This window comes from Curtobacterium flaccumfaciens (assembly GCF_004361695.1).
Lineage (GTDB): Bacteria > Actinomycetota > Actinomycetes > Actinomycetales > Microbacteriaceae > Curtobacterium > Curtobacterium flaccumfaciens_B.
The window spans coordinates 120,213-139,945 of sequence record NZ_SNVW01000001.1 but is presented as its reverse complement, the minus strand read 5'-3'; the positions used below and the strand labels follow the sequence as shown (position 1 = coordinate 139,945).

The following is a 19,733-nucleotide window of genomic DNA, read 5'->3' as shown; positions in this document are numbered from 1 at the left end:
CCCACACCAGCGGAAAGCAGGCCAGCATGACCCGCAGGAACTGGATCCCCATCACCGCCGCGGCGCTCGCCGCGGTCCTGGTCGCCGGCGGCATCGCCGTCGCGGCCGTGCACCCGTGGACGTCCTCCGCCCCGGATGCCGGTGGCGCCGCGACGCCCACGTCGACCACCCCGCCGGACGGGACGCGTTCCGCCGCGCAGCTGCGCACCGACTTCCTCGACCGTTACGTGCGCGACGGCCGGGTCGTCCGGACCGACCAGGGCGGCGACACCGTCAGCGAGGGGCAGGCCTACGGGCTCCTCATCGCGTACGCCGCCGGCGACCGGGAGCGCTTCGGCGAGATCTGGTCGTGGACGAAGCGGCACCTGCTCACGGACGACTTGCTCCTCGCGTGGCGCTGGACGACGGACGGCGGGGTCGCCGACGAGCAGTCCGCCAGCGACGCCGACCTCGACGCCGCGCGAGCACTGGTCCTCGCGGGGTCGGCCTGGGACGTCGACCGGTACACGACGGCCGGGAAGACGATGGCCGCGGCGGTGCTCGACCACGAGACCGCGACGACGGACCTCGGGCGGATCCTGCTGCCCGGGCCGTGGGCGGACTCCGAGCCGTACCGCTACGACGCGTCGTACGCGTCGCCCGCTGCCTACCGCGTGCTCGCGAAGGCCACCGGCGACGAGCGGTGGACGGAGCTCGAGCGGGGCTCCAGTGCGGTGACCGCGGCGGTCCTCGACGAGACCGACCTGCCGAGCGACTGGTCGCAGGTGCACGCCGACGGCAGCGTCGACCCGATGCCCGCCACGGGCAGCGACACCCGCGTGCTGTACGGCTACGACGCGATGCGGATGCCGCTCCGCTACGCCGAGGCGTGCAGTGCCGCCGACCGGTCGCTCGCGGCGTCGATCGCTCCCACCCTCCGTCGGACGACGCAGCTCGCGGCGCAGCTCGACCTCGGTGGGACCGCCGTGACGGGGGACCGCAGCGCCCTGGCCTACACGGCACGTGCGGCCGCGGAGCAGGCGGCCGGTTCGACCGGAGCGGCGACGAAGGACCTGGAGCGCGCGGACCGCACCGCGGCCACGACCCCGACGTACTACGGCGACGCGTGGGCGGCGCTCGGCGCGACCATGCTGACGTCGGACGTGCTGGGCGGGTGCGCGACGGCGGCGGGAGGCGCGTCGTGACCGGCGGGTCGGCCGGGCCTGGAGCGAGACTCCGCCGACGCTGGGTCGTGATCGCGGCGGGGGCCGCGGTGCTCGTCGCCGGGGGCGCGATCAGCGCGGTCGCCGTCGCGGCGTCGAACGGGGCCGCACGGCCGGCCCCGAGCAGTTCGGCCAGCGCGTCCGGTGGCTCCGGTGCGGGTGCGGGCTCGGCCGCCGACGACCGGGACATCGCGGGGTTCCAGGACCCGGCGGCACCGGCGCCGACCTCGGACGCGACGCCGACCCGCGTGACGATCCCGGCGATCGGGGTCTCGTCCTCGCTGGAGGACCTCCACCGCGGAGCCGCGGGTGAACTCGACCCGCCGAAGGGCTGGGACAACGCAGGCTGGTTCAGCGACGGCATCGTCCCCGGCCAGGTCGGCCCCGCGGTCATCGCCGGGCACGTCGACAGCCCCACTGCAGCGGCCGTGTTCTTCCGGCTCGACGAACTCGTCCCCGGCGACGAGATCCACGTCGCGATGTCCGACGGCACCACCCGCACGTTCACGGTGGACCGGTCGGAGCGGGCGGCGAAGGCGGCGTTCCCCACGAGCGACGTCTACGGCACCGCACCCACACCGCAACTGCGGCTGATCACCTGCGACGGCACGTTCGACACCGCCACCGGGCACTACACGGACAATCTGATCGTGTTCGCAGACCTCTCATCGGAGTGACGCAGCCGACGACCGATATCTTCGATGTCAAGCGCAAGGAGCACCATGAGCACGACCCTGGTCATCATCCCGACCTACGACGAGGCGGAGAACGTCCGCCCGATCGTCGAGCGGACCCTCGCCGCCACCGACGGCACCGTCCACGTGCTCGTCGTGGACGACAACTCGCCGGACGGCACCGGTGACATCGCCGACGCCATCGCCCGTGAGACCGACCGGGTCCACGTCATGCACCGCACCGTCAAGGACGGTCTGGGCGGCGCGTACCTCGCCGGGTTCGCGTGGGGCCTGGAACACGGCTACGACAAGCTCGTCGAGATGGACGCGGACGGCTCGCACCACCCGGAGTACCTGCCGTGGATGCTCGAGCTCGCCGACACGAACGACCTCGTCCTCGGGTCCCGCTGGATCAAGGGCGGCGAGGTGGAGAACTGGCCCTGGTACCGCGAGCTGCTCTCGCGCGGCGGCAACCTCTACACGCGGCTGGCCCTCGGCATCGCCGTGCGGGACGCCACCGGCGGCTTCCGGGTGTTCACGTCGCGGGCGTTCGAGCGCATCGACCTCGCCGGCGTCGCCTCGAAGGGCTACTGCTTCCAGGTGGACCTCTGCTGGCGCGCCCTCGAGGCCGGCCTGCGCGTCGTCGAGACCCCGATCACCTTCACCGAGCGCGAGTTCGGCGTCTCGAAGATGAGCGGGAACATCGTGCGCGAGAGCCTCGCCCTCGTGACGAAGTGGGGCATCGACCGACGCCTGCGCGAAGCGCGCTCGGTCGTGAAGGACCACCGTCGGCTGCCGTCCGTGCGTGCGAACGCACACGCGGTGTCCGACCACGCGGCCTGACGGGGCCGTCACCGGAGTGGAGGCGCGTGGCGGGACCGCCACGCGCCTCCAGTCCGGTCACACCGTCTGTCGGACGACCACACCGCCAGTCTGACGGCCACACCGCGTGTCGGACGACCACACCGCCAGAGCGACAGATCTCGTCTGCTGGCGGCTGTCGCCCCTGTGAAAACGACAAATCGCCGCGGATGTTCCGCGGCGATCTGTCGCTTTCACGGCCCCGGAGGTCGACGTGGCCGGACGTGGGGTCGGGCGCCGGGGCTCAGCGCAGGACGACCACGCCGCGCCCCGTGAAGCGGACGCAGTCCGTCGCGACGTCCGCCTCGCCGAAGCGGTAGAGCTCCTCGCCCGTGGCACCCGGCACCGGCACCTCGGCGCCGTCGTCGAGGAAGTTCACCACGACGTGCACCGGAGTGGCGTCCGGCCCGAGCAGGCCCCGCGTCAGCACGAGCCAGCGCCGGTCCTCGCTGAAGCGGACCGCGTTCGCCTCGTACCGCGGGTCGACGAACGCCTGGTCCGTGCGACGCAGGGCGATGAGCACGCGGTAGGCCCGGAGGATCGCCGCTCCCCGTTCGGAGTCGACGTCGGCCCAGTCGAGCTTCGAGTTCGTGAACGTCGTCGGGTCCTGCGGGTCCGGCACCGCGGACTCGTCCCAGCCGTGCTCGGCGAACTCCGCGATGCGGCCCTTCGCCGTCGCTTCGCCGAGTTCGGGCTCCGGGTGCGAGGTGAAGAACTGCCACGGCGTCGTCGCGGCGAACTCCTCGCCCATGAACAGCATCGGCGTGAACGGGCCGAGCAGCGTCAGCGCCGCGGCGATGACGAGCCCCTCGTCGGTCAGGCTCGCCGCGAGGCGGTCGCCCGCCGCGCGGTTGCCGATCTGGTCGTGGTTCTGGTTCGCCACCACCAGGGCCGTCGCCGGGGAGGTCCCGCGGTCGATCGGCCGGCCGTGCCGGCGCTTCCGGAACGACGACCACGTGCCGTCGTGGAAGAACCCGTGCTGCAGGACCTTCGCCAGCGCGGACAGCGGAGCGAAGTCGCCGTAGTAGCCGTTCGTCTCGCCGGTCAGCGCGACGTGCACGGCGTGGTGGAAGTCGTCTGACCACTGCCCGGCGAGCCCGTACCCGGCGGCTTCCTGCGGACGGAACATCACGGGGTCGTTGAGGTCCGACTCGGCGATGAGCGAGAGCGGCTTCCCGGTGAACGCCGAGTACGCGTCCGTCTCGGACGCCATCGCCTGCAGCACGTGCGGGCGGGTGGTGTCGCGGATCGCGTGGACGGCGTCGAGGCGGAGCCCGTCGACGTGGTGGTCGCGGAACCACATGCGCACGTTGTCGAGCACGTACCGACGGACCTCGGGGTGCTCGACGTTGACGGAGTCGCCCCACGTGTTGCCGAGTCCCTGCAACAGGTACGGGCCGTACAGGGGCAGGTAGTTGCCGCTCGGGCCGAGGTGGTTGTAGACGACGTCCTGGATGACGCCGAGCCCGAGCGCGTGCGCGCGGTCGACGAACCGGTCGTAGGCATCCGGGCCGCCGTACGGGGCGTGCACGGCGAACCAGCCGACTCCGTCGTAGCCCCAGTTCCACTCGCCGTTCACGGCGTTCACCGGCAGGAGCTCGACGAACTCCACGCCGAGCTCGACGAGGTGGTCGAGCTTCGCGGCAGCGGCGTCGAGGGTGCCCTCGGGCGTGTACGTGCCGATGTGCATCTCGTAGACGACACCGCCGCGTGCCGCTCGCCCGGTCCAGGCCTCGTCGGTCCACGAGAACCGTGCGGGGTCGACGACCTCGGACGGGCCGTGCACCCCCTCGGGCTGGAACCGGCTGCGCGGGTCGGGCCGCACGGCGTCGTCGTCGTCGATGCGGAAGCCGTAGCGTGCGCCGACGTGGGGGAGGACCGCGTCGGTCGTCCACCAGTCGTCGGCGCCGCGCGTCAGCGGGTACTCGGTGCCGTCGACGACGAGGCGCACCCGCTCGGGAGCGGGGGCCCAGACGCCGTAGCGGTCGGGAACGGTCATGCGTGCCCCTCCAGGATGTCGATCTCGGCTTGGGCGTCGGACTCGGGTGCGGCCGACCCGGGGGCGGCCGACCCACGGGCGTCCGTTCCGTTCGTCGGACGGGAGACGTCGGCCGTCTCGGTGCCGTGGTCGGTCGGCTCGACGACGTGCGTCGGGACGAGCAGGGCCACCGGGTAGTCGGCGAGGACCTCGGACAGGGCGATGCCGCGGGACGCGGGGTAGCGCCGACCGGTCAGCAGGTCGACCCGGTCGAGCGGCGCCGGGTGCACCAGGGTGTCGCCCCACCCGCCGACGCGCCGGAGCCCGATCGGCAGGCGGGTGGCGATGGTCACCGCACCCCCGCGGTCGAACGCCAGCACGTGGTCCGCCGCACTGCCCGTCGCCTCGAGCTCGAGGTACCGCGTGAAGAGCTCCGGGTGGTCGCGGCGGACCCGCAGGGCACGGCTCGTGACGAGGAGCTTCGCCGCGCCGTCGAGGCCGATCGACGGCAGCCGCTCGGGGCCGTCGTCGTCCGGGCCGTCGAGTTCGGCGAGCACGTGCCGACGCTCGATGTAGTCCACCGGTCGGCGGTTGTCCGGGTCGACGAGGGAGCGGTCCCAGAACTCGGTGCCCTGGTAGACGTCGGGGACGCCGGGCGCGGTGAGCTGCACGAGCTTCTGCGCGAGCCCGTTCGACCACCCGGCGGCGTCGATCCGCTCGTCGAGGGCGTCGAGCACGGCGACCACGGCGGGCTCGTCGAACGCGGCGTCGACCAGCGCGTGCATGCGGCGCTCGAAGTCCTCGTCCGGCTCGGTCCACGTGGTGCTGTCCCCGGCCTCGCGCGAGGCCTTCTCGGCGTAGGCGTGCAGGCGCTCCCGGCTGGCCGGGCGTGCACCGACGATGGCCTGCCAGAGCAGGTCGGCGAACACGGCGTCCTCGAGCGGGACGAGGGACTGCAGCCGCTCCAGCGCCGACGACCACTCGTGCCCGATCTCGGCGAGGACGGCGATGCGGGCGCGCGTGTCCTCGCTGCGCTTGGTGTCGTGCGTCGTCATGGTCGTCATGGTGTGCGGCCAGCTGCCGAGCCGGTCGCGCTGCGCCTGGTGGAAGTCGGCCACCGAGACCGCGAACACGCTCGGGTCGCCGCCGACCTCGCTCAGGCTGGTGAGCCGCGAGGTCCGGTAGAACGCGGTGTCCTCGACGCCCTTCGCCATCACCATGCCGCTGGTCTGCTGCAGCCGGACGGCCGCGGCGTTCGACGGGTCGACGAGGGCCGGGGCGATCCGGTCGATGACGTCGTCGAGGTCGGGACGGGCCGCGGCCGCGCGCTCGAGGGCGTCGATGAGGTGGTGGGCGCCCTCGGGCAGGTACGTCCGGTAGACGTCGAACGATGCCACGACCTCGGCCACGGCATCGACGACCCGCTCGTGCGGCAGCTCGCCGGCGACGGGGCGCAGCAGTCGGGCGAGACGCTCGACCTCGCTGCCGAGGATGCCGTCGGCGATGCCGCGCCGGGTGTCGTGCGTCAGCTGCTGCCAGTCGGACGGCTCGGCACCCGATGCGGCGGTGAGCGTCTCCTCGCCGGCGGGGTCGACGAACACCCGGTCGAGGACGCCGAGGGCGTCGTACCCGGTCGTGCCGTCCACGGGCCACGAGCTCGGCAGCTGCTCACCGGGTTCGAGGATCTTCTCGACGAGGGTGTAGGCGCCGCCCGTCAGCTCGGCGAGGTCTTGCAGGTACCCGGCGGGGTCGTACAGGCCGTCCGGGTGGTCGATGCGGAGCCCGTCGACGAGACCGTCGCGGAACCACGCGCCGATCGTGGCGTGGGACGCCGCGAAGACCTCGGGTTCCTCGACCCGGATTGCGGCGAGCGTGTTCACCGCGAAGAAGCGGCGGTAGTTCAGCTCGTGGTCGGCGCGCTTCCAGTGCACGAACTCGTAGTGCTGGCGGGCGTGCACGGCCTCGACCGAGTCGCCGTCCTGCACGGTGCCGGGCGCGGTCGGGTACGCGGTGTCGCCGAGGTACAGCCGACCGTCCCGCAGCTCGACGGCATCGAGCAGTCGGTCGTCGAGCACCGGCACGCGGAGCCTGCCGTCCCCGGCCTGCCAGTCGACGTCGAAGGCCCAGGCGACGGGGGAGGCCTGCCCGTGTTCGAGCAGGGACCACCACCACGGGTTCGCCTCCGGCGTGGCCACGCCGACGTGGTTCGGCACCACGTCGACGAGGACCCCGAGGCCGGCGCCGTGCGCGGCCTCGGCGAGCGCACGGAGCGCGTCGTCGCCACCGCGCTCGGTGTCGACGTGGGTGTGGTCGACGACGTCGTAGCCGTGCTGCGAGCCGGGCTCGGCCTGCAGCACCGGGGACAGGTACAGCCAGTCGGCCCCGAGGTCGCGCACGTAGTCGACGACGCCCTGCGCCGCCGTCAGGTCGAAGTCCGGCGTGACTTGCAGTCGGTAGGTGGAGGACGGGACCCGACGGGCGGTCACTGCTGACCGCCCGCGGTGTCGGACGGAGCCGTCGACCCCGCCGGGTTCGCCGGTGTGACGGCGTCCTGCGGTGCCGGGGTGGCCGGTCGTGCCGGGTCGGTCTCGACCGGGGTCACCGTGACCTCGTGGTCGGGCTCGGCGCGGAGCACGATCATCGAGCGTGCCGGCACGTCGAGCGGGGTGCCGGCACCGATGACCTCGTCGCGGGCGCCGGGGTTCGCGGTGTCGATCCGCACCGTCCACCCGGGGGAGTACTCCTCCGGGGGCAGAGTGAAGGTCACGACGTCGTCGTGGGCGTTGAAGTACGTGATGAAGGCGACGTCGGTGACGCGCTCACCGCGGGAGTCGCGCCCACGGATGCCCTCGCCGTTCAGGTACATCCCGACGCTCTTGCCGAAGCCGGAGTCCCAGTCCTCGGGGTCCATGGCATCGCCCGAGGGGGTCAGCCACACCACGTCGGGCAGCGGCTCGCCCTCGCCACGGCGGACCGGGCGCCCGTTGAAGTACCGGGTGCGGCGGAACGTCGGGTGGTCGTGCCGGAGCTTGACGACGTCGGCGGTGAACTGGATCAGTTCCTCGTCGGCGCTGTCCCAGTCGATCCAGCTGAGCGCGGAATCCTGCGCGTAGACGTTGTTGTTGCCGGACTGCGACCGTCCGAGCTCGTCGCCGTGCGCGATCATCGGCACGCCCTGGCTCAGCAGCAGCGTCGCCAGGAAGTTCCGGCGGCGCTGCAGACGCAGTGCGTTCACGCTCTCGTCGTCGGTCGGCCCCTCGGCACCGGAGTTCCACGACCGGTTGTGGCTCTCACCGTCGTTGTTGTCCTCGCCGTTGGCCTCGTTGTGCTTCTCGTTGTAGGCGACGAGGTCGTACAGCGTGAAGCCGTCGTGCGCGGTGATGAAGTTGATGCTCGCCTTGGGCGTGCGGCCGTCGTGCTCGTAGAGGTCCGCCGAGCCGGAGATCCGCGACGCGAACTCGCCGAGCGTCGACGACTCGCCGCGCCAGAAGTCACGGACGGTGTCGCGGTACTTGCCGTTCCACTCCGACCACTGCGGCGGGAAGTTGCCGACCTGGTAGCCGCCGGGGCCGACGTCCCACGGCTCGGCGATGAGCTTCACCTGCGAGACGATCGGGTCCTGCTGCACGAGCTCGAAGAAGGCCGACAGCCGGTCGACCTCGTAGAACTCGCGGGCCAGGGCGGAGGCGAGGTCGAAGCGGAAGCCGTCGACGTGCATCTCGGTCACCCAGTAGCGGAGCGAGTCGAGGATCAGCTGCAGCGAGTGCGGGTGTCCGACGTTGAGCGAGTTGCCGGTGCCCGTGTAGTCCATGTAGTACCGCGGGTCGTCGTCGACGAGGCGGTAGTACGCCGCGTTGTCGATGCCGCGGAACGACAGGGTCGGGCCGAGGTGGTTGCCCTCGGCCGTGTGGTTGTAGACGACGTCGAGGACGACCTCGATGCCCGCGCGGTGGAGCTCGCGCACCATCGTCTTGAACTCCTGGACCTGCTGGCCCTGGTCGCCGGACGACGAGTAGTGCGAGTGCGGCGCGAAGAACCCGATCGTGTTGTAGCCCCAGTAGTTCGACAGCCCCTTGTCCTGCAGGGTCGAGTCGTTCACGAACTGGTGCACGGGCATGAGCTCGAGCGTCGTCACACCGAGGCGCTTCAGGTGCTCGATGACCGCCGGGTGCGCGACGCCGGCGTAGGTGCCGCGCTGCTCTTCCGGCACGTCGGGGTGCGTCTCGGTGAGGCCCTTGACGTGCGCCTCGTAGATGACCGTCTCGCCGTACGGGGTCCGCGGTGCGCGGTCGCCCTGCCAGTCGAAGAACGGGTTGATGACGACGCCCTTCATCATGTGCGAGGCAGAGTCGTCGTCGTTGGTCGAGTCGGGGTCGCCGAACGTGTACGAGAACAGCGACTGGTCCCAGTCGATGTCCCCGCTCGTCGCCTTCGCGTACGGGTCGAGCAGCAGCTTCGCGGGGTTCGCGCGCAGCCCCTTCGCGGGGTCGTAGTCCGCGTGGACGCGGAAGCCGTACTGCTGTCCGGGTCCGACGTTCGGGAGGTACGCGTGCCAGACGTAGGCGTCCACCTCGAGCAGGGGGACGCGGGTCTCGTTGCCGTCGTCGTCGAACAGACACAGTTCGACGCGCTCGGCGACCTCGCTGAAGAGCGCGAAGTTCGTGCCGCTTCCGTCGTAGGTCGCCCCGAGCGGGTACGGGTTGCCGGGCCAGGTGTGCAAACGATCCTCCAGTTGTGGGTGGCGCCAACATATCGGCGAGGGCCGTCCGCGTCCGCAGACAAGCCCCAGCCGTGGACGGTTCCAGCGCGTCGCAGCCTGTGGAGGAACCGGCGAGTAGCCTCGCGCGCATGGCCAACATCGTGACGCAGATCGCAGACAAGGTGCGCCCCGTCGGCGTGTCCACCAACTACGGGGACCCGGTCGAGGTCGGCGACCAGACCCTCATCCCGGTGTCCATCGCCTGGTTCGGCTTCGGCGGTGGCGGGGACGGCGACGACAACGGTGGCGGCGGTGGCGGCGGGGCATCGATCCCCGTCGGCGCGTACGTTCGTCGCCCCGGCAAGGACCTCGAGTTCGAGCCGAACCTCATCTCCCTGATGGCCGTGAGCATCCCGGTCATCTGGGTGACCGGCACCGTCCTGCGCAAGCTGGTCCGCGTCCTCAAGAAGTGACCCACTGACGGCCTGGAGGCGCGGTGCCAGCTGGCACCGCGCCTCCAGGCCGTCACGCGGTCGCGTCCGCGTCTACACTGACGGGACACACACGGGAGTCCGGGACCGCCGGGCTGAGAGGGAGCGAGTGGCGCTCCGACCGTCGAACCTGATCCGGATCATGCCGGCGCAGGGAGGAGTCCAGAACCATGTCCGTACGCACGTCACCAGCAGTACCGTCCACCCATGTCACGCGATCACTCCGCTGGCGGGTCGTCGACATCGTCGTCGCCAGCGTCCTCGCGGTCGCCATCGGCGTCGTCTTCAGGGTGTGGGAGTTCGGCTACGAGCCGCTCAGCGCCGTGATGACGCTCGTGCTCCCCGGCACGCAGGCGTTCTTCGGCGGGGTCTGGCTGATCGCCGGACCCGTCGTCGCGATCATCGTCCGGAAGCCCGGCGCGGCGCTCTACGCCGAGATGGTCGCCGCCTCCGTCGAAGCGCTGCTCGGCACCCAGTGGGGTTGGCTCACGCTCGAGGCCGGACTCGTCCAGGGCCTCGGTGCGGAGCTCGTCCTCGCGCTGTTCCTGTACCGCGTGTACCGCCTGCCCGTCATCGTCCTCGCCGGGGCTGCAGCCGGACTCGCGATGGGCCTCAACGACACCGTGCTCTGGTACCCCGGGTACAGCGCGGGCTTCAAGGCCGCGTACATCGTGTCCGGCGTCGTCGGCGGTGCGGTCATCGCCGGGGTCGGCTCGTGGCTCCTCGTCCGGGCGCTCGCCGCGACCGGCGTGCTGTCGTCGTTCGCCGCCGGCCGTGAACACACCAGGCGCGGGACCCGCGCCGTCGCGTGACCACGGTGTCCGGTGCCGCTGCTGGGCCGGCGCGCATCGTCTTCCGCGACTGGGGCTGGCGGTACGCCGGACGTGACGCGTGGGCGGTCCGCGGGGTCGACCTGACCGTCGAGCCGGGGGAACGCGTCGCGATCGTCGGACCCTCGGGAGCGGGCAAGTCCACGCTCCTCCGTGCCGTCGCCGCCGTGCTGCCCGACGAACCGGACGACACCGACGACACCGCCGCGTCGGTGCAGGGCTCGGTCCTGGTCGACGGCGCCGACCCCCGCGCGGTCCGCGGGCGCGTCGGCCTCGTCATGCAGGACCCCGAGGCCCACACCGTGATGTCGCGCGTCGGGGACGACGTCGCGTTCGGGTGCGAGAACACCGGCGTCCCACCCGTCGAGATCTGGGAGCGGGTGCGGTCGGCGCTCGACGTCGTCGGGCTCGACCTGGCGCTCGACCGGTCCACCACGATGCTGTCCGGCGGGCAGCGGCAGCGGCTGGCACTCGCCGGCGTGCTGGCGATGCGACCCGGGGCGCTCGTGCTGGACGAACCGTGCGCCAACCTCGACCCGTCGGGGGTGTCGCAGGTGCACGACGCCGTCCGGGCACTGCTCGACGAGACCGGGGCCACCCTGCTCGTCGTGGAGCACCGGATCGGGACGTGGCTCGACCTCGTCGACCGGCTCGTGCTGCTCGAGCCCGCCGGGGGAGTCGTCGCCGACGGTCCGCCCGCGGAGGTGCTCTCCTCGCACGGTGCAGCGCTGACGGCCGCCGGCGTGTGGGTGCCGGGGTCGGAGCCGGCGCGGGGTTCGGCCCGGGGGCAGCGCCCGCCCGGACGAACGGGCGAAATGCCGGGGTCGGCCGCCGGGGCCACCGAGGGACTTCGCCCGCTCGGCGGGGCGGGCGGCTGGGCGGGCGGCGGGGAGGTGCTGCTCTCGGCGCGCGGGCTCGGAACGGCACGGGGGAAGCGGCAGCGCGTGGGGAGCGGGATCGACCTCGAGGTCCGGGCCGGCCGAGTGCTCGCCGTGACGGGGCCGAACGGCGTCGGCAAGTCGACGCTCGGCCTCACGCTGGCCGGGCTCCTCCGCCCCGTCGACGGGACACTGCGCGCCACTCCGGCCCTCGCCGACGGCATCGGGGACGCCCCCGTCGCGTGGACGAGCCGCCAGCTGGCCGCCCGCATCGGCACCGTCTTCCAGGACCCCGAGCACCAGTTCGTCGCCCGCACCGTCCGCGAGGAGCTCGCCGTCGGCCCGACGGCCCTCGGCCACGGACCCGACGTCGTCGCCGAGCGCGTCGAGGAACTGCTCCGGGCGTTCGGTCTCGCGCACCTCGCGGACGCGAACCCCTTCACCCTGTCCGGCGGCGAGCAACGTCGACTCGCGATCGGGACCGTGGTCGCCGCACGGCCGCCCGTCGTCGTGCTCGACGAACCGACCTCCGGGCAGGACCGAGCGACCTGGCAAGCCGTGGTCGACCGGCTCGGAGCACTCGCCGACGCCGGGACCGCGATCGTGGCGATCACACACGACCAGGACCTCGTGCGGGCGCTCGACGCCGACGAGGTCGTCCTCAGCGGCACGGGTGCAGAGCCCGCGCTCCGCACGCCGGCCGAGCCGGGGGTGGAACGGTGACCGCCCCCGGGACGTCGGCCGACCTGCCCGGGCGATCCGCGCCTCCAGGCCGTACCGGCGCGACCGTCCCGACGACGCGTGGTGTGCAGCCGGTTGCGTCGCTCCTCGGGGTGATGGCGCTCGGGGTGTGCCTCGTCCTGAGTCTCGACGTGGTGTCCGCAGCCGTCGCGCTCGCCCTGGAAGTCCTGCTCCTGCCGCTCCTGCGGATCCCGCCGCGCACCCTGCTGCTGCGGACGTCGCCCGTGCTCGTGGCGGTGCCGCTGACGGCGGTGAGCATCGCGTTGTACGGGCGACCCTCCGGGCGGGAGTGGTTCGACTTCGGCTTCGCGCACGTCACCGACGGGTCGCTGACGCTCGCGCTCGCCACGGCGCTGCGCGTGCTCGCGGTGGGGATCCCCGCCGTCGCCCTGTTCGTCCGGGTGGACCCCACCGACCTCGCCGACGGTCTCGCGCAACTGCTGCGGCTGCCGGCGCGGTTCGTGCTCGGGGCGCTCGCCGCGCTCCGGATGGTGACGCTCCTGGGCGACGACTGGCGGCAGCTCGGCATGGCACGACGGGCGCGAGGGGTGGCCGACACCGGACGGCTGCGGCGGGGGGCCTCGATGGCGTTCGCGCTGCTCGTGCTGGCGCTGCGGCGGGCGACGACCCTCGCGGTGGCGATGGAGTCGCGGGGGTTCGGGGCTCCCGGCAGGCGCACGTGGGCGCGGACCGCGCGGTTCGCGGGGCCAGAGTGGGCGATGGTCGGGGTGCTCGTCGGCGTCGGGCTGGTGTCGATCGCGGTCGCGGTGGTCGCGGGGACGTGGCGTGGCTGAGCGGGAGGCGGGCGTCGGGGCTGGTGCCACCGGGACCGCCGCTGCGGAGTCCCTCGCCGCCGCTGCTGCCGGCGCTGCCGCTGCGCGCGGGAACCAGCGCCTCGTCGTGCTCGTCGACGGGCGTTCCGGCACGGGCAAGACCACCCTCGGGAACGCCGTCGCCGCGCATCTCGGAGCGCAGATCGTGCACCTCGACGACGTCTACCCCGGCTGGGACGGCCTCCGCGCCGCCGCCGAGGCCGTGGTGACCGACGTCCTCGGGGAGCCGAGCGGCTACCGGCGCTGGGACTGGGTTGCCGGTGCTCCGACCGACTGGGTCCCGCTCGACCCCGACGCCCCGATCGTCGTCGAGGGGTGCGGTGCGCTGTCGCGGGCATCGGCGCCGTTCGCGTCCTTGCGAGTGTGGCTCGAGGCCGACGACGACACGCGGTGGCAGCGGGCGATCGGTCGGGACGGCGAGGTGTTCGCGCGCGAGTGGGAGCGGTGGGCCGCGCAGGAGTCGGCGTTCATCGCTGCCGAGGGGCCCGCGGCCCTGGCCGACGTGGTGCTGCGGACGTAGGGGCAGAGCGCGGCGGGAGCGCGCGGCGCGCAGCGGGCGCGGGCGGCGCCGGGCGGGCGCGGGCGGCAAGCGGTCGCGCCCGAGTTTCGCGCCCAGCGACACTTCTCGGGCTCCGGCGCGCGTGAACTGTCGCTCAGGCCGAAACTCGGCCTGCCGCCGCGTCCGCTGCGTCCGCCGCCGCCGCCGCGCCCGCGCCGCCACCGCCCGCCCCCGCCCGCCGCGCCGCGGCCACCGGGTCCACCGCGAACACCGCCGCCACGATGCTCAGCACCGCGTACACCCCGAGGTACGCGCACAGGATCCACGGCGAGCCCCCGCCCAGCTCCACGAACACGGCCGCCAGCAGCGGGGTGAGCCCGACGGAGAAGATCGACCCGATCTGGTACCCGAGCGACATCCCCGAGTAGCGCCGACCGGTCGGGAACTGCTCCGCGAACCACGCCGCCTGCGGCCCGTAGATGCTGTCGTGGAACACGCACATCCCGATGAGCGCCACGAGCGGCAGCAGCACGAGCGGCCCGGCGTCGAGGAACGCGAAGAACGGCCAGATGAGCACGGCGATCCCGACCGCCGACCAGATGGTGAGCACCCGTCGCCCGACCCGGTCGGACAGCCAGCCCCAGAACGGCGTCGACACGAGCGACACCGCCGAGATCACGAGCACGGCCTGCAGCCCGGCGGAGGAACCCGCGGGACCTCGCACGGTGCCGAGGTAGGTCAGCGAGTACGTCGTCAGGATCGAGTACAGCGCCGGCTGCACGAGCCGCAGCCCCGCGGTGACGAGGATCGACCGAGGGTGCTGCCGGATCGCCTGCCACACCGGGAACCGCTCGACCCCGCCGGACGCCCGGAGCTCCTGGAACACCGGTGCGTCCTGCACGCCGAGCCGGATCACGAGCCCGACCGCCACGATCACGGCCGAGAACAGGAACGGCAGCCGCCAGCCCCACGCCAGGAACGCCTCGTTGCCGAGCAGCGCCCGCACGAGCGTGAACACCCCGGTCGCGAGCAGCATCCCGCCCGCCGACCCCATCTGCGTGAACGCCCCGAAGAGGCCCCGGTGCCGCGCAGGAGCGTGCTCGACCGACAGCAGCGCCGACCCGCCCCACTCCGCGCCGGCCGCGACGCCCTGCAGCAACCGCAGGAACACGAGCGCGACCACGGCGCCGACGCCGATCGTCGAGGCGGACGGGATCACCCCGATGAGCGTCGACGCGATCCCCATCAGCACGAGCGACGCCACGAGCAGCTTCTTCCGCCCGATCCGGTCACCCAGGTGGCCGGCGATGACCCCGCCGAGCGGCCGGGCCACGAAGCCGACGCCGTAGGTCGCGAACGACGCGATGACGCCGACCGCGGGCGTCACGGACGGGAAGAAGGTGGGCGCGAACACGAGCGCCGACGCGGTCGCGTACAGGTAGAAGTCGTAGTACTCGACGGTCGTCCCGACGAAGGACGCCAGGGCGACACGACGACGGGTCGCGGTGGTGGACGGTGCGACGGGACGGCCTGGAGGCGCGGCTGCGGTCTTCGGGGTCGGCATGCCTCAGGAGCATGGCCGGGTCCGGCGCCCCGGGGAACACCCCGCGTAACGCGGGGTCACGTCGCAGCCCCTGCCGACGGCCCGACGGGGAACATGGAGTGCATGAGCGATCGACCGAACCGTCCGCTGCGCTTCGCGGCCTTCGTCATGAACACGACGTCGCACATCCAGCACGGCCTCTGGCGGCACCCCGACGCCCGGCAGTCCGACTTCGACGACGTGACGCTCTGGACCGACCTGGCGAAGACGCTCGAGCGCGGCAAGTTCGACGCGGTGTTCTTCGCCGACGTCGTCGGCACCTACGGCCCGGCGCGCGGCGACTACTCGACGAACCTCCGCGAGGGGCTGCAGATCCCCTCGAACGACCCGTCGGTGCTGCTCTCCGCGCTCGCCGTGTCGACGGAGAACCTCGGGCTCGCCTTCACGTCGAGCGTCATCCAGTCGCACCCGTTCGACTTCGCCCGCAAGGTCTCCACCCTCGACCACATCACCCGGGGCCGGATCGGTTGGAACGTCGTCACGAGCGCGCTCGACAGCGCCGCCCGGAACTTCGGACAGGACCGGCTCGAGGAGCACGACGAGCGGTACGTCTGGGCCGAGGAGTACCTGGAGGTCTGCGCGAAGCTCTGGGAGGGATCGTGGGAGGACGGCGCCGTCCTCAAGGACCCGGTCCGCGGCTACGCCGACCCGGACAAGGTGCACCGGATCGACCACCACGGCACGCGCTACGACGTGCAGGGGCCGCACCTCAGCGCACCGAGCCCGCAGCGGACGCCCGTGCTGTTCCAGGCCGGGTCCTCGCCGGCCGGTCGTGCGTTCGCCGCACGGAACGCCGAGGCGCAGTTCATCCTGACGTCGAACCGCGACGCCACCGAGCAGCTCATCCGCGAGACCCGCGACCTCGCCGCGGCAGCCGGCCGGGACCGCGACGACATCGCGTTCTTCCTCGGACTCACCTTCGTCACCGGCTCCACCGAGGCAGAAGCGAAGGCGAAGGAGGCGGAGATCGACGAGTACCTGGCGGCGGACGGCTTCCTGGTGCACTCGAACCTCGGGTTCGACCCGGACACCGGCGAGGCCCTCGACCCCGCGACGCCGCTCTCCGAGGTCCGGACCCACGCCGGGCAGTCGCACCTGCAGTGGCTCCGCGAAGCGGCGGGCGACCGCGAACCGACCATCGCCGACCTCGCACGGTTGTCCGCCAAGCTCCGGGCCCGCGTCGTCGGGACGCCCGAGCAGATCGCCGACGAGCTCGCCGACTGGCAGCGGGTCGGGGTCGACGGCGTGAACGTCATCAACTGGACGCTGCCCGGCTCCTACGAGGAGTTCGTCGACCACATCGCGCCGACCCTGCAGGAACGGGGACTCATGCAGTCCGAGTACCGCGAGGGCACCCTGCGCGAGAAGCTGTTCGGCCACGCCCAGCTGCCGGACTCGCACCCGGCACGGCGCTGGCGCGGGGCGTTCACGGGCGGAGCCGCCGGAGCCGGCGCGACCGAGGCGCGCGACGCCGTGGAGGTGACCGCATGACGGACGCGAGGACCGAGGCCGGGGCCGAGCCGCGCCTCCAGGCCGTGCCGCGCACCCGCCTGACGGAGCTGCGCGAACGGTTCGCACCCGTGTTCGGACGGATCCGCGAGGGGGCGGTCGATCGTGAGCTGGCGTCGGGGACGCCGGGCGACCGGCCGCTGCCGCACGACGAGGTGCGGGCGCTCGCCGACGCCGGGTTCGGACGCCTGCGCGTGCCCGAGGACCGCGGCGGGTTCGGTGTGACCCTGGTCGAACTCGCGCACCTGGTGGCGGACCTGGCGGCGGCGGACTCGAACATCGCGCACCTGTGGCGCGGGCACTTCGGGTACACCGAACTCGTGCTGCTGCGGCCATCGTCGGCCGGACGGGACGAGTGGCTCCAACGCATCGTCGACGGGGCGATCATCGGGAACGCGACCTCGGAGCGGACCGGCACGACCCTCGCCGACATCTCGACGACCGTGACGCCGGCCGACCCGGGCTCGCTCCGGCTCGACGGGCGGAAGTTCTACTCGACGGGCACGCTCTACTCGGACTGGATCTACCTGGCAGCCGACCGGTCCGGTGAGCGCGTGACGTTCGCGGTGCCGACCGATGCTCCCGGCGTGACCTCGGTCGACGACTGGGACGGCTTCGGGCAGCGGCTGACCGCCTCCGGCACGACCGTGTTCGACGGGGTGACCGTCGACGCATCGGTGGTGTCGGCCTACCGGGACGCCCCGCTGTCGCACATCCAGGCCTTCTACCAGCTGTACCTGCTGGCGGTCCTGGCGGGCATCGGGCAGGCCGTCGTCGACGACGCCGTGGCGTTCGTGCGGCCGCGGGCCCGGACGTACATCCACGCGAACGCCGCACGGCCGGGCGACGACCCGCAGGTGCTGGCGATCCTCGGACGGCTGTCCGCGGGGGCGTTCACCGCACGGTCACTCGTCGTCGCCGCCGCGGGGCTGCTCGACGAGGTCGTCGCGACGAACGAGCCCGGGGTCGGCGTCGACCACGCCCTGCTGGACGCCGCCGAGAACGCGGTCTACCAGGCGCAGGTCGAGATCGGGCCGCGGGTGCTCCGGGCGGCGTCCGAGTTGTTCGAGGTCGGGGGAGCCTCCGCGGCCGACCGGACGCGTGCGCTGGACCGGCACTGGCGGAACGCCCGCGTGGTGGCGTCGCACAACCCCGCCGTCTACAAGGAGCGGCTCGTGGGGGAGTACGTGCTGCACGGGCGGGGGCCGGTGGACGCGTGGGAGAAGTACCACGAGGTGGGGCCGACGCGATTCTGAGGGGCGGCGGCTCGGCTGCGGGCTGCGGGCTGCGGGCTGCGTGCGGCGGGCTGCCGGCTGCGGGCTGCCGCGGGCGCGGGCGCGGCGCTGGCGGGCGCGGCGCGAGGTTTCGCGGTGAGCGACAGTTCTCGCGCTCGTGGGCCCGAGGAATGTCGCTGAGCCCGAAACTCGGGCGCCGCCCGCCGCCCGCCGGGTGCCCGGTGCCGGGTGCGCCGGCTGGGCGCCTACGCCCAGCCGAGCTCGTGCAGGCGCTCGTCGTCGATCCCGTAGAAGTGCCCGATCTCGTGCACGAGGGTGGTGTGCACCTCGTCCTTGAGCTCGTCGAGGGTGTCGCACTCGGCGAGGTGCTGCTTCCGGAACACCACGATCCGGTCCGGGAGCTCGCCGAAGCCGTACTGCCCGCGCTCGGTCGCTGCGATGCCGTCGTACACGCCGAACAGCTCGGAGCCGTCCTCGGGTTCGTCCTCGACGACGAAGACCACGTTGTCGAGGCCGTCGACCATCTCGTCGGGCAGCAGGTCGAGTTCGTCGGTCACGAGCTGCTCGAAGTCGTCGAGGGACATCTCCATCACGGGTGGATCGTCCCACACCGGGCTGACCCCACGCCTGCCTCGCGTCCCGCTCGCGCACTGCACGCGCCTCGCTCGAGCCGAGCTCGCGCCGAGCTCGAGACTGCCCCGCGCCTGCCTCGCGGCGCAGCCGCACAGCGCCGGAGGCGCCCCAACAAACACTGAGGGAGAGCCCTTGGTTGCGTCACACGCAACAGGACTCTCCCTCGACCGGGGTGAATAACGGGTCTCGAACCCGCGACCTCCTAGACCACAACCAGGCGCTCTACCAACTGAGCTATATCCACCATGCACACACCGGCGGACCGGCGCGACCACTCAATAGTAGTACATGCCGCGCCCGGATCCGACCACGCGTGTCGCTACTCGGACGCGGGCTGCGCGAGCCGCGGCTCCCACTTCGCCACGACCTCGGCCTGCACGGCACGCACGTCGTCGGTGCTCGGCCCCGGCTCGGCGACGAAGCCCGCGCGGCGGTAGTACTCGAGCTCGCGGATCGACTCGAGGATGTCCGCGAGCGCCCGGTGCCCACCGTGCTTCTCCGGCGCGTTGAAGTACACGCGCGGGAACCAGCGACGGCAGAGCTCCTTGATGCTGGAGACGTCCACGCTCCGGTAGTGCAGGTGGCCGTCGACGCGGGGCATGTACTTCGACAGGAACGCGCGGTCGGTGCCGATCGTGTTGCCGGCGAGCGGGGCGGAGCCCTCGGCCGGCACGTGCTGGAGGATGTACTCCAGCACCTGGTACTCGGCGTCCGCCAGGGAGACCCCGTTCGGGATCTCGTCGATGAGCCCCGAGGTCGTGTGCATGTTCGTCACGAACTCGTTCATGTTGTCGAGCGCCGACTGGTCGGGCTTGATCACGATGTCGAAGCCGGGGTGCACGGGGACGAGGTCGAAGTCGGTGACGACCACGGCCACCTCGACGAGTTCGTCGACCTGGAGGTCGAGGCCCGTCATCTCGCAGTCGATCCAGACGAGGCGGTCGTTCGCAGTAGCCATGCCCTCGATCCTATTCCGCGAGGCCGCCGCCTCCGGCGCGCGTGCCGCCGTCCCCGTCTGCTCGTCCGGTCCCACGGGTGGTCGACGCCCCGGCCTGGAGGCCCGCCAC

The 19,733-nt window shown here is 72.6% G+C and carries 16 protein-coding genes, 1 tRNA gene and 1 riboswitch; of the genes, 10 read left to right on the top strand and 7 right to left on the bottom strand.

What is annotated here, in order from left to right; genetic code table 11:
• Window positions 1–26: 26 nt before the first annotated feature.
• Genes EDF64_RS00645 through EDF64_RS00635 form a run of 3 tightly spaced genes read left to right on the top strand, consistent with a single transcriptional unit; the run spans window position 27 to window position 2,719 of the window.
• Window positions 27–1,184 carry a glycosyl hydrolase family 8 gene (locus EDF64_RS00645; RefSeq protein WP_133518182.1) on the top strand — a complete coding sequence of 386 codons (1,158 nt, stop codon included), beginning with the start codon at window positions 27–29 and terminating at the stop codon, window positions 1,182–1,184.
• 47 nt (window positions 1,185–1,231) lie between these two features.
• A complete protein-coding gene (locus EDF64_RS00640; protein WP_166645546.1) occupies window positions 1,232–1,879 on the top strand; it encodes a class F sortase in 648 nt (215 codons plus the stop codon).
• Window positions 1,880–1,924: 45 nt separating this feature from the next.
• Window positions 1,925–2,719 (top strand): polyprenol monophosphomannose synthase, encoded by a 795-nt coding sequence (locus tag EDF64_RS00635; protein WP_208108793.1) that lies wholly within the window; start codon window positions 1,925–1,927, stop codon window positions 2,717–2,719.
• Window positions 2,720–2,981: 262 nt separating this feature from the next.
• Here EDF64_RS00635 and treZ read toward each other — a convergent pair whose 3' ends face one another.
• The 3 genes from treZ to glgX are packed head-to-tail and all read right to left on the bottom strand — an operon-like array spanning window position 2,982 to window position 9,435.
• Complete coding sequence (gene treZ / locus EDF64_RS00630) at window positions 2,982–4,736, bottom strand: malto-oligosyltrehalose trehalohydrolase (RefSeq protein ID WP_133518179.1); 1,755 nt, start codon at window positions 4,734–4,736, stop codon at window positions 2,982–2,984.
• A complete protein-coding gene (gene treY, locus EDF64_RS00625; RefSeq protein ID WP_133518178.1) occupies window positions 4,733–7,201 on the bottom strand; it encodes a malto-oligosyltrehalose synthase in 2,469 nt (822 codons plus the stop codon). The genes treZ and treY overlap by 4 nt, the downstream gene beginning before the upstream one ends.
• The gene (glgX, locus tag EDF64_RS00620; RefSeq protein ID WP_133518177.1) at window positions 7,198–9,435 is read right to left on the bottom strand and encodes a glycogen debranching protein GlgX; all 2,238 of its coding nucleotides are present in this window, start codon (window positions 9,433–9,435) and stop codon (window positions 7,198–7,200) included. The genes treY and glgX overlap by 4 nt, the downstream gene beginning before the upstream one ends.
• A 128-nt stretch (window positions 9,436–9,563) precedes the next feature.
• On the opposite strand from glgX, the gene EDF64_RS00615 reads away from it, so the two are divergent.
• From EDF64_RS00615 to EDF64_RS00595, 5 genes are all read left to right on the top strand, one after another.
• On the top strand, window positions 9,564–9,887 hold the full coding sequence (locus EDF64_RS00615) for a hypothetical protein (protein WP_133518176.1): 324 nt from the start codon (window positions 9,564–9,566) through the stop codon (window positions 9,885–9,887).
• Window positions 9,888–9,969: 82 nt separating this feature from the next.
• Window positions 9,970–10,079: riboswitch (TPP riboswitch) on the top strand.
• Complete coding sequence (locus tag EDF64_RS00610) at window positions 10,076–10,717, top strand: ECF transporter S component (RefSeq protein WP_133518175.1); 642 nt, start codon at window positions 10,076–10,078, stop codon at window positions 10,715–10,717. Its footprint overlaps the riboswitch before it by 4 nt.
• Window positions 10,714–12,336 carry an ABC transporter ATP-binding protein gene (locus EDF64_RS00605; protein ID WP_133518174.1) on the top strand — a complete coding sequence of 541 codons (1,623 nt, stop codon included), beginning with the start codon at window positions 10,714–10,716 and terminating at the stop codon, window positions 12,334–12,336. Before EDF64_RS00610 ends, EDF64_RS00605 begins: the two co-directional genes overlap by 4 nt.
• Complete coding sequence (locus EDF64_RS00600) at window positions 12,333–13,148, top strand: energy-coupling factor transporter transmembrane component T family protein (protein WP_243736186.1); 816 nt, start codon at window positions 12,333–12,335, stop codon at window positions 13,146–13,148. The genes EDF64_RS00605 and EDF64_RS00600 overlap by 4 nt, the downstream gene beginning before the upstream one ends.
• Window positions 13,141–13,707 carry an ATP-binding protein gene (locus EDF64_RS00595; RefSeq protein WP_133518173.1) on the top strand — a complete coding sequence of 189 codons (567 nt, stop codon included), beginning with the start codon at window positions 13,141–13,143 and terminating at the stop codon, window positions 13,705–13,707. The genes EDF64_RS00600 and EDF64_RS00595 overlap by 8 nt, the downstream gene beginning before the upstream one ends.
• A gap of 133 nt (window positions 13,708–13,840) precedes the next feature.
• Here the strand turns inward: EDF64_RS00595 and EDF64_RS00590 are convergent, their stop codons facing one another.
• A complete protein-coding gene (locus EDF64_RS00590; RefSeq protein ID WP_243736185.1) occupies window positions 13,841–15,250 on the bottom strand; it encodes an MFS transporter in 1,410 nt (469 codons plus the stop codon).
• A gap of 102 nt (window positions 15,251–15,352) precedes the next feature.
• Between EDF64_RS00590 and EDF64_RS00585 the strand changes: the two genes are divergently transcribed.
• Both EDF64_RS00585 and EDF64_RS00580 read left to right on the top strand, forming a co-directional pair.
• Window positions 15,353–16,780 (top strand): LLM class flavin-dependent oxidoreductase, encoded by a 1,428-nt coding sequence (locus EDF64_RS00585; RefSeq protein ID WP_133518172.1) that lies wholly within the window; start codon window positions 15,353–15,355, stop codon window positions 16,778–16,780.
• Window positions 16,777–18,054 (top strand): acyl-CoA dehydrogenase family protein, encoded by a 1,278-nt coding sequence (locus EDF64_RS00580; protein WP_133518171.1) that lies wholly within the window; start codon window positions 16,777–16,779, stop codon window positions 18,052–18,054. The genes EDF64_RS00585 and EDF64_RS00580 overlap by 4 nt, the downstream gene beginning before the upstream one ends.
• A 224-nt stretch (window positions 18,055–18,278) precedes the next feature.
• Here EDF64_RS00580 and EDF64_RS00575 read toward each other — a convergent pair whose 3' ends face one another.
• The 3 genes from EDF64_RS00575 to orn form a co-directional block, all read right to left on the bottom strand.
• The gene (locus EDF64_RS00575; RefSeq protein ID WP_243736217.1) at window positions 18,279–18,623 is read right to left on the bottom strand and encodes a metallopeptidase family protein; all 345 of its coding nucleotides are present in this window, start codon (window positions 18,621–18,623) and stop codon (window positions 18,279–18,281) included.
• A 214-nt stretch (window positions 18,624–18,837) separates the two neighbouring features.
• Window positions 18,838–18,910, bottom strand: a tRNA-His gene (locus EDF64_RS00570).
• Between the two features lie 75 nt (window positions 18,911–18,985).
• Window positions 18,986–19,624: an oligoribonuclease gene (gene orn / locus EDF64_RS00565; protein ID WP_133518169.1), complete on the bottom strand. Its 639-nt coding sequence runs from the start codon at window positions 19,622–19,624 to the stop codon at window positions 18,986–18,988.
• Window positions 19,625–19,733 lie beyond the last annotated feature (109 nt).

Coding starts and splice junctions, on each gene's coding strand:
- EDF64_RS00580 (WP_133518171.1), top strand. CDS start 16,777: ATGACGGACGCGAGGACCGAGGCCGGGGCCGAGCCGCGCCTCCAGGCC.
- EDF64_RS00575 (WP_243736217.1), bottom strand. CDS start 18,623: ATGGAGATGTCCCTCGACGACTTCGAGCAGCTCGTGACCGACGAACTC.
- EDF64_RS00635 (WP_208108793.1), top strand. CDS start 1,925: ATGAGCACGACCCTGGTCATCATCCCGACCTACGACGAGGCGGAGAAC.
- EDF64_RS00585 (WP_133518172.1), top strand. CDS start 15,353: ATGAGCGATCGACCGAACCGTCCGCTGCGCTTCGCGGCCTTCGTCATG.
- treZ (WP_133518179.1), bottom strand. CDS start 4,736: ATGACCGTTCCCGACCGCTACGGCGTCTGGGCCCCCGCTCCCGAGCGG.
- EDF64_RS00615 (WP_133518176.1), top strand. CDS start 9,564: ATGGCCAACATCGTGACGCAGATCGCAGACAAGGTGCGCCCCGTCGGC.
- EDF64_RS00645 (WP_133518182.1), top strand. CDS start 27: ATGACCCGCAGGAACTGGATCCCCATCACCGCCGCGGCGCTCGCCGCG.
- EDF64_RS00590 (WP_243736185.1), bottom strand. CDS start 15,250: ATGCCGACCCCGAAGACCGCAGCCGCGCCTCCAGGCCGTCCCGTCGCA.
- orn (WP_133518169.1), bottom strand. CDS start 19,624: ATGGCTACTGCGAACGACCGCCTCGTCTGGATCGACTGCGAGATGACG.
- EDF64_RS00610 (WP_133518175.1), top strand. CDS start 10,076: ATGTCCGTACGCACGTCACCAGCAGTACCGTCCACCCATGTCACGCGA.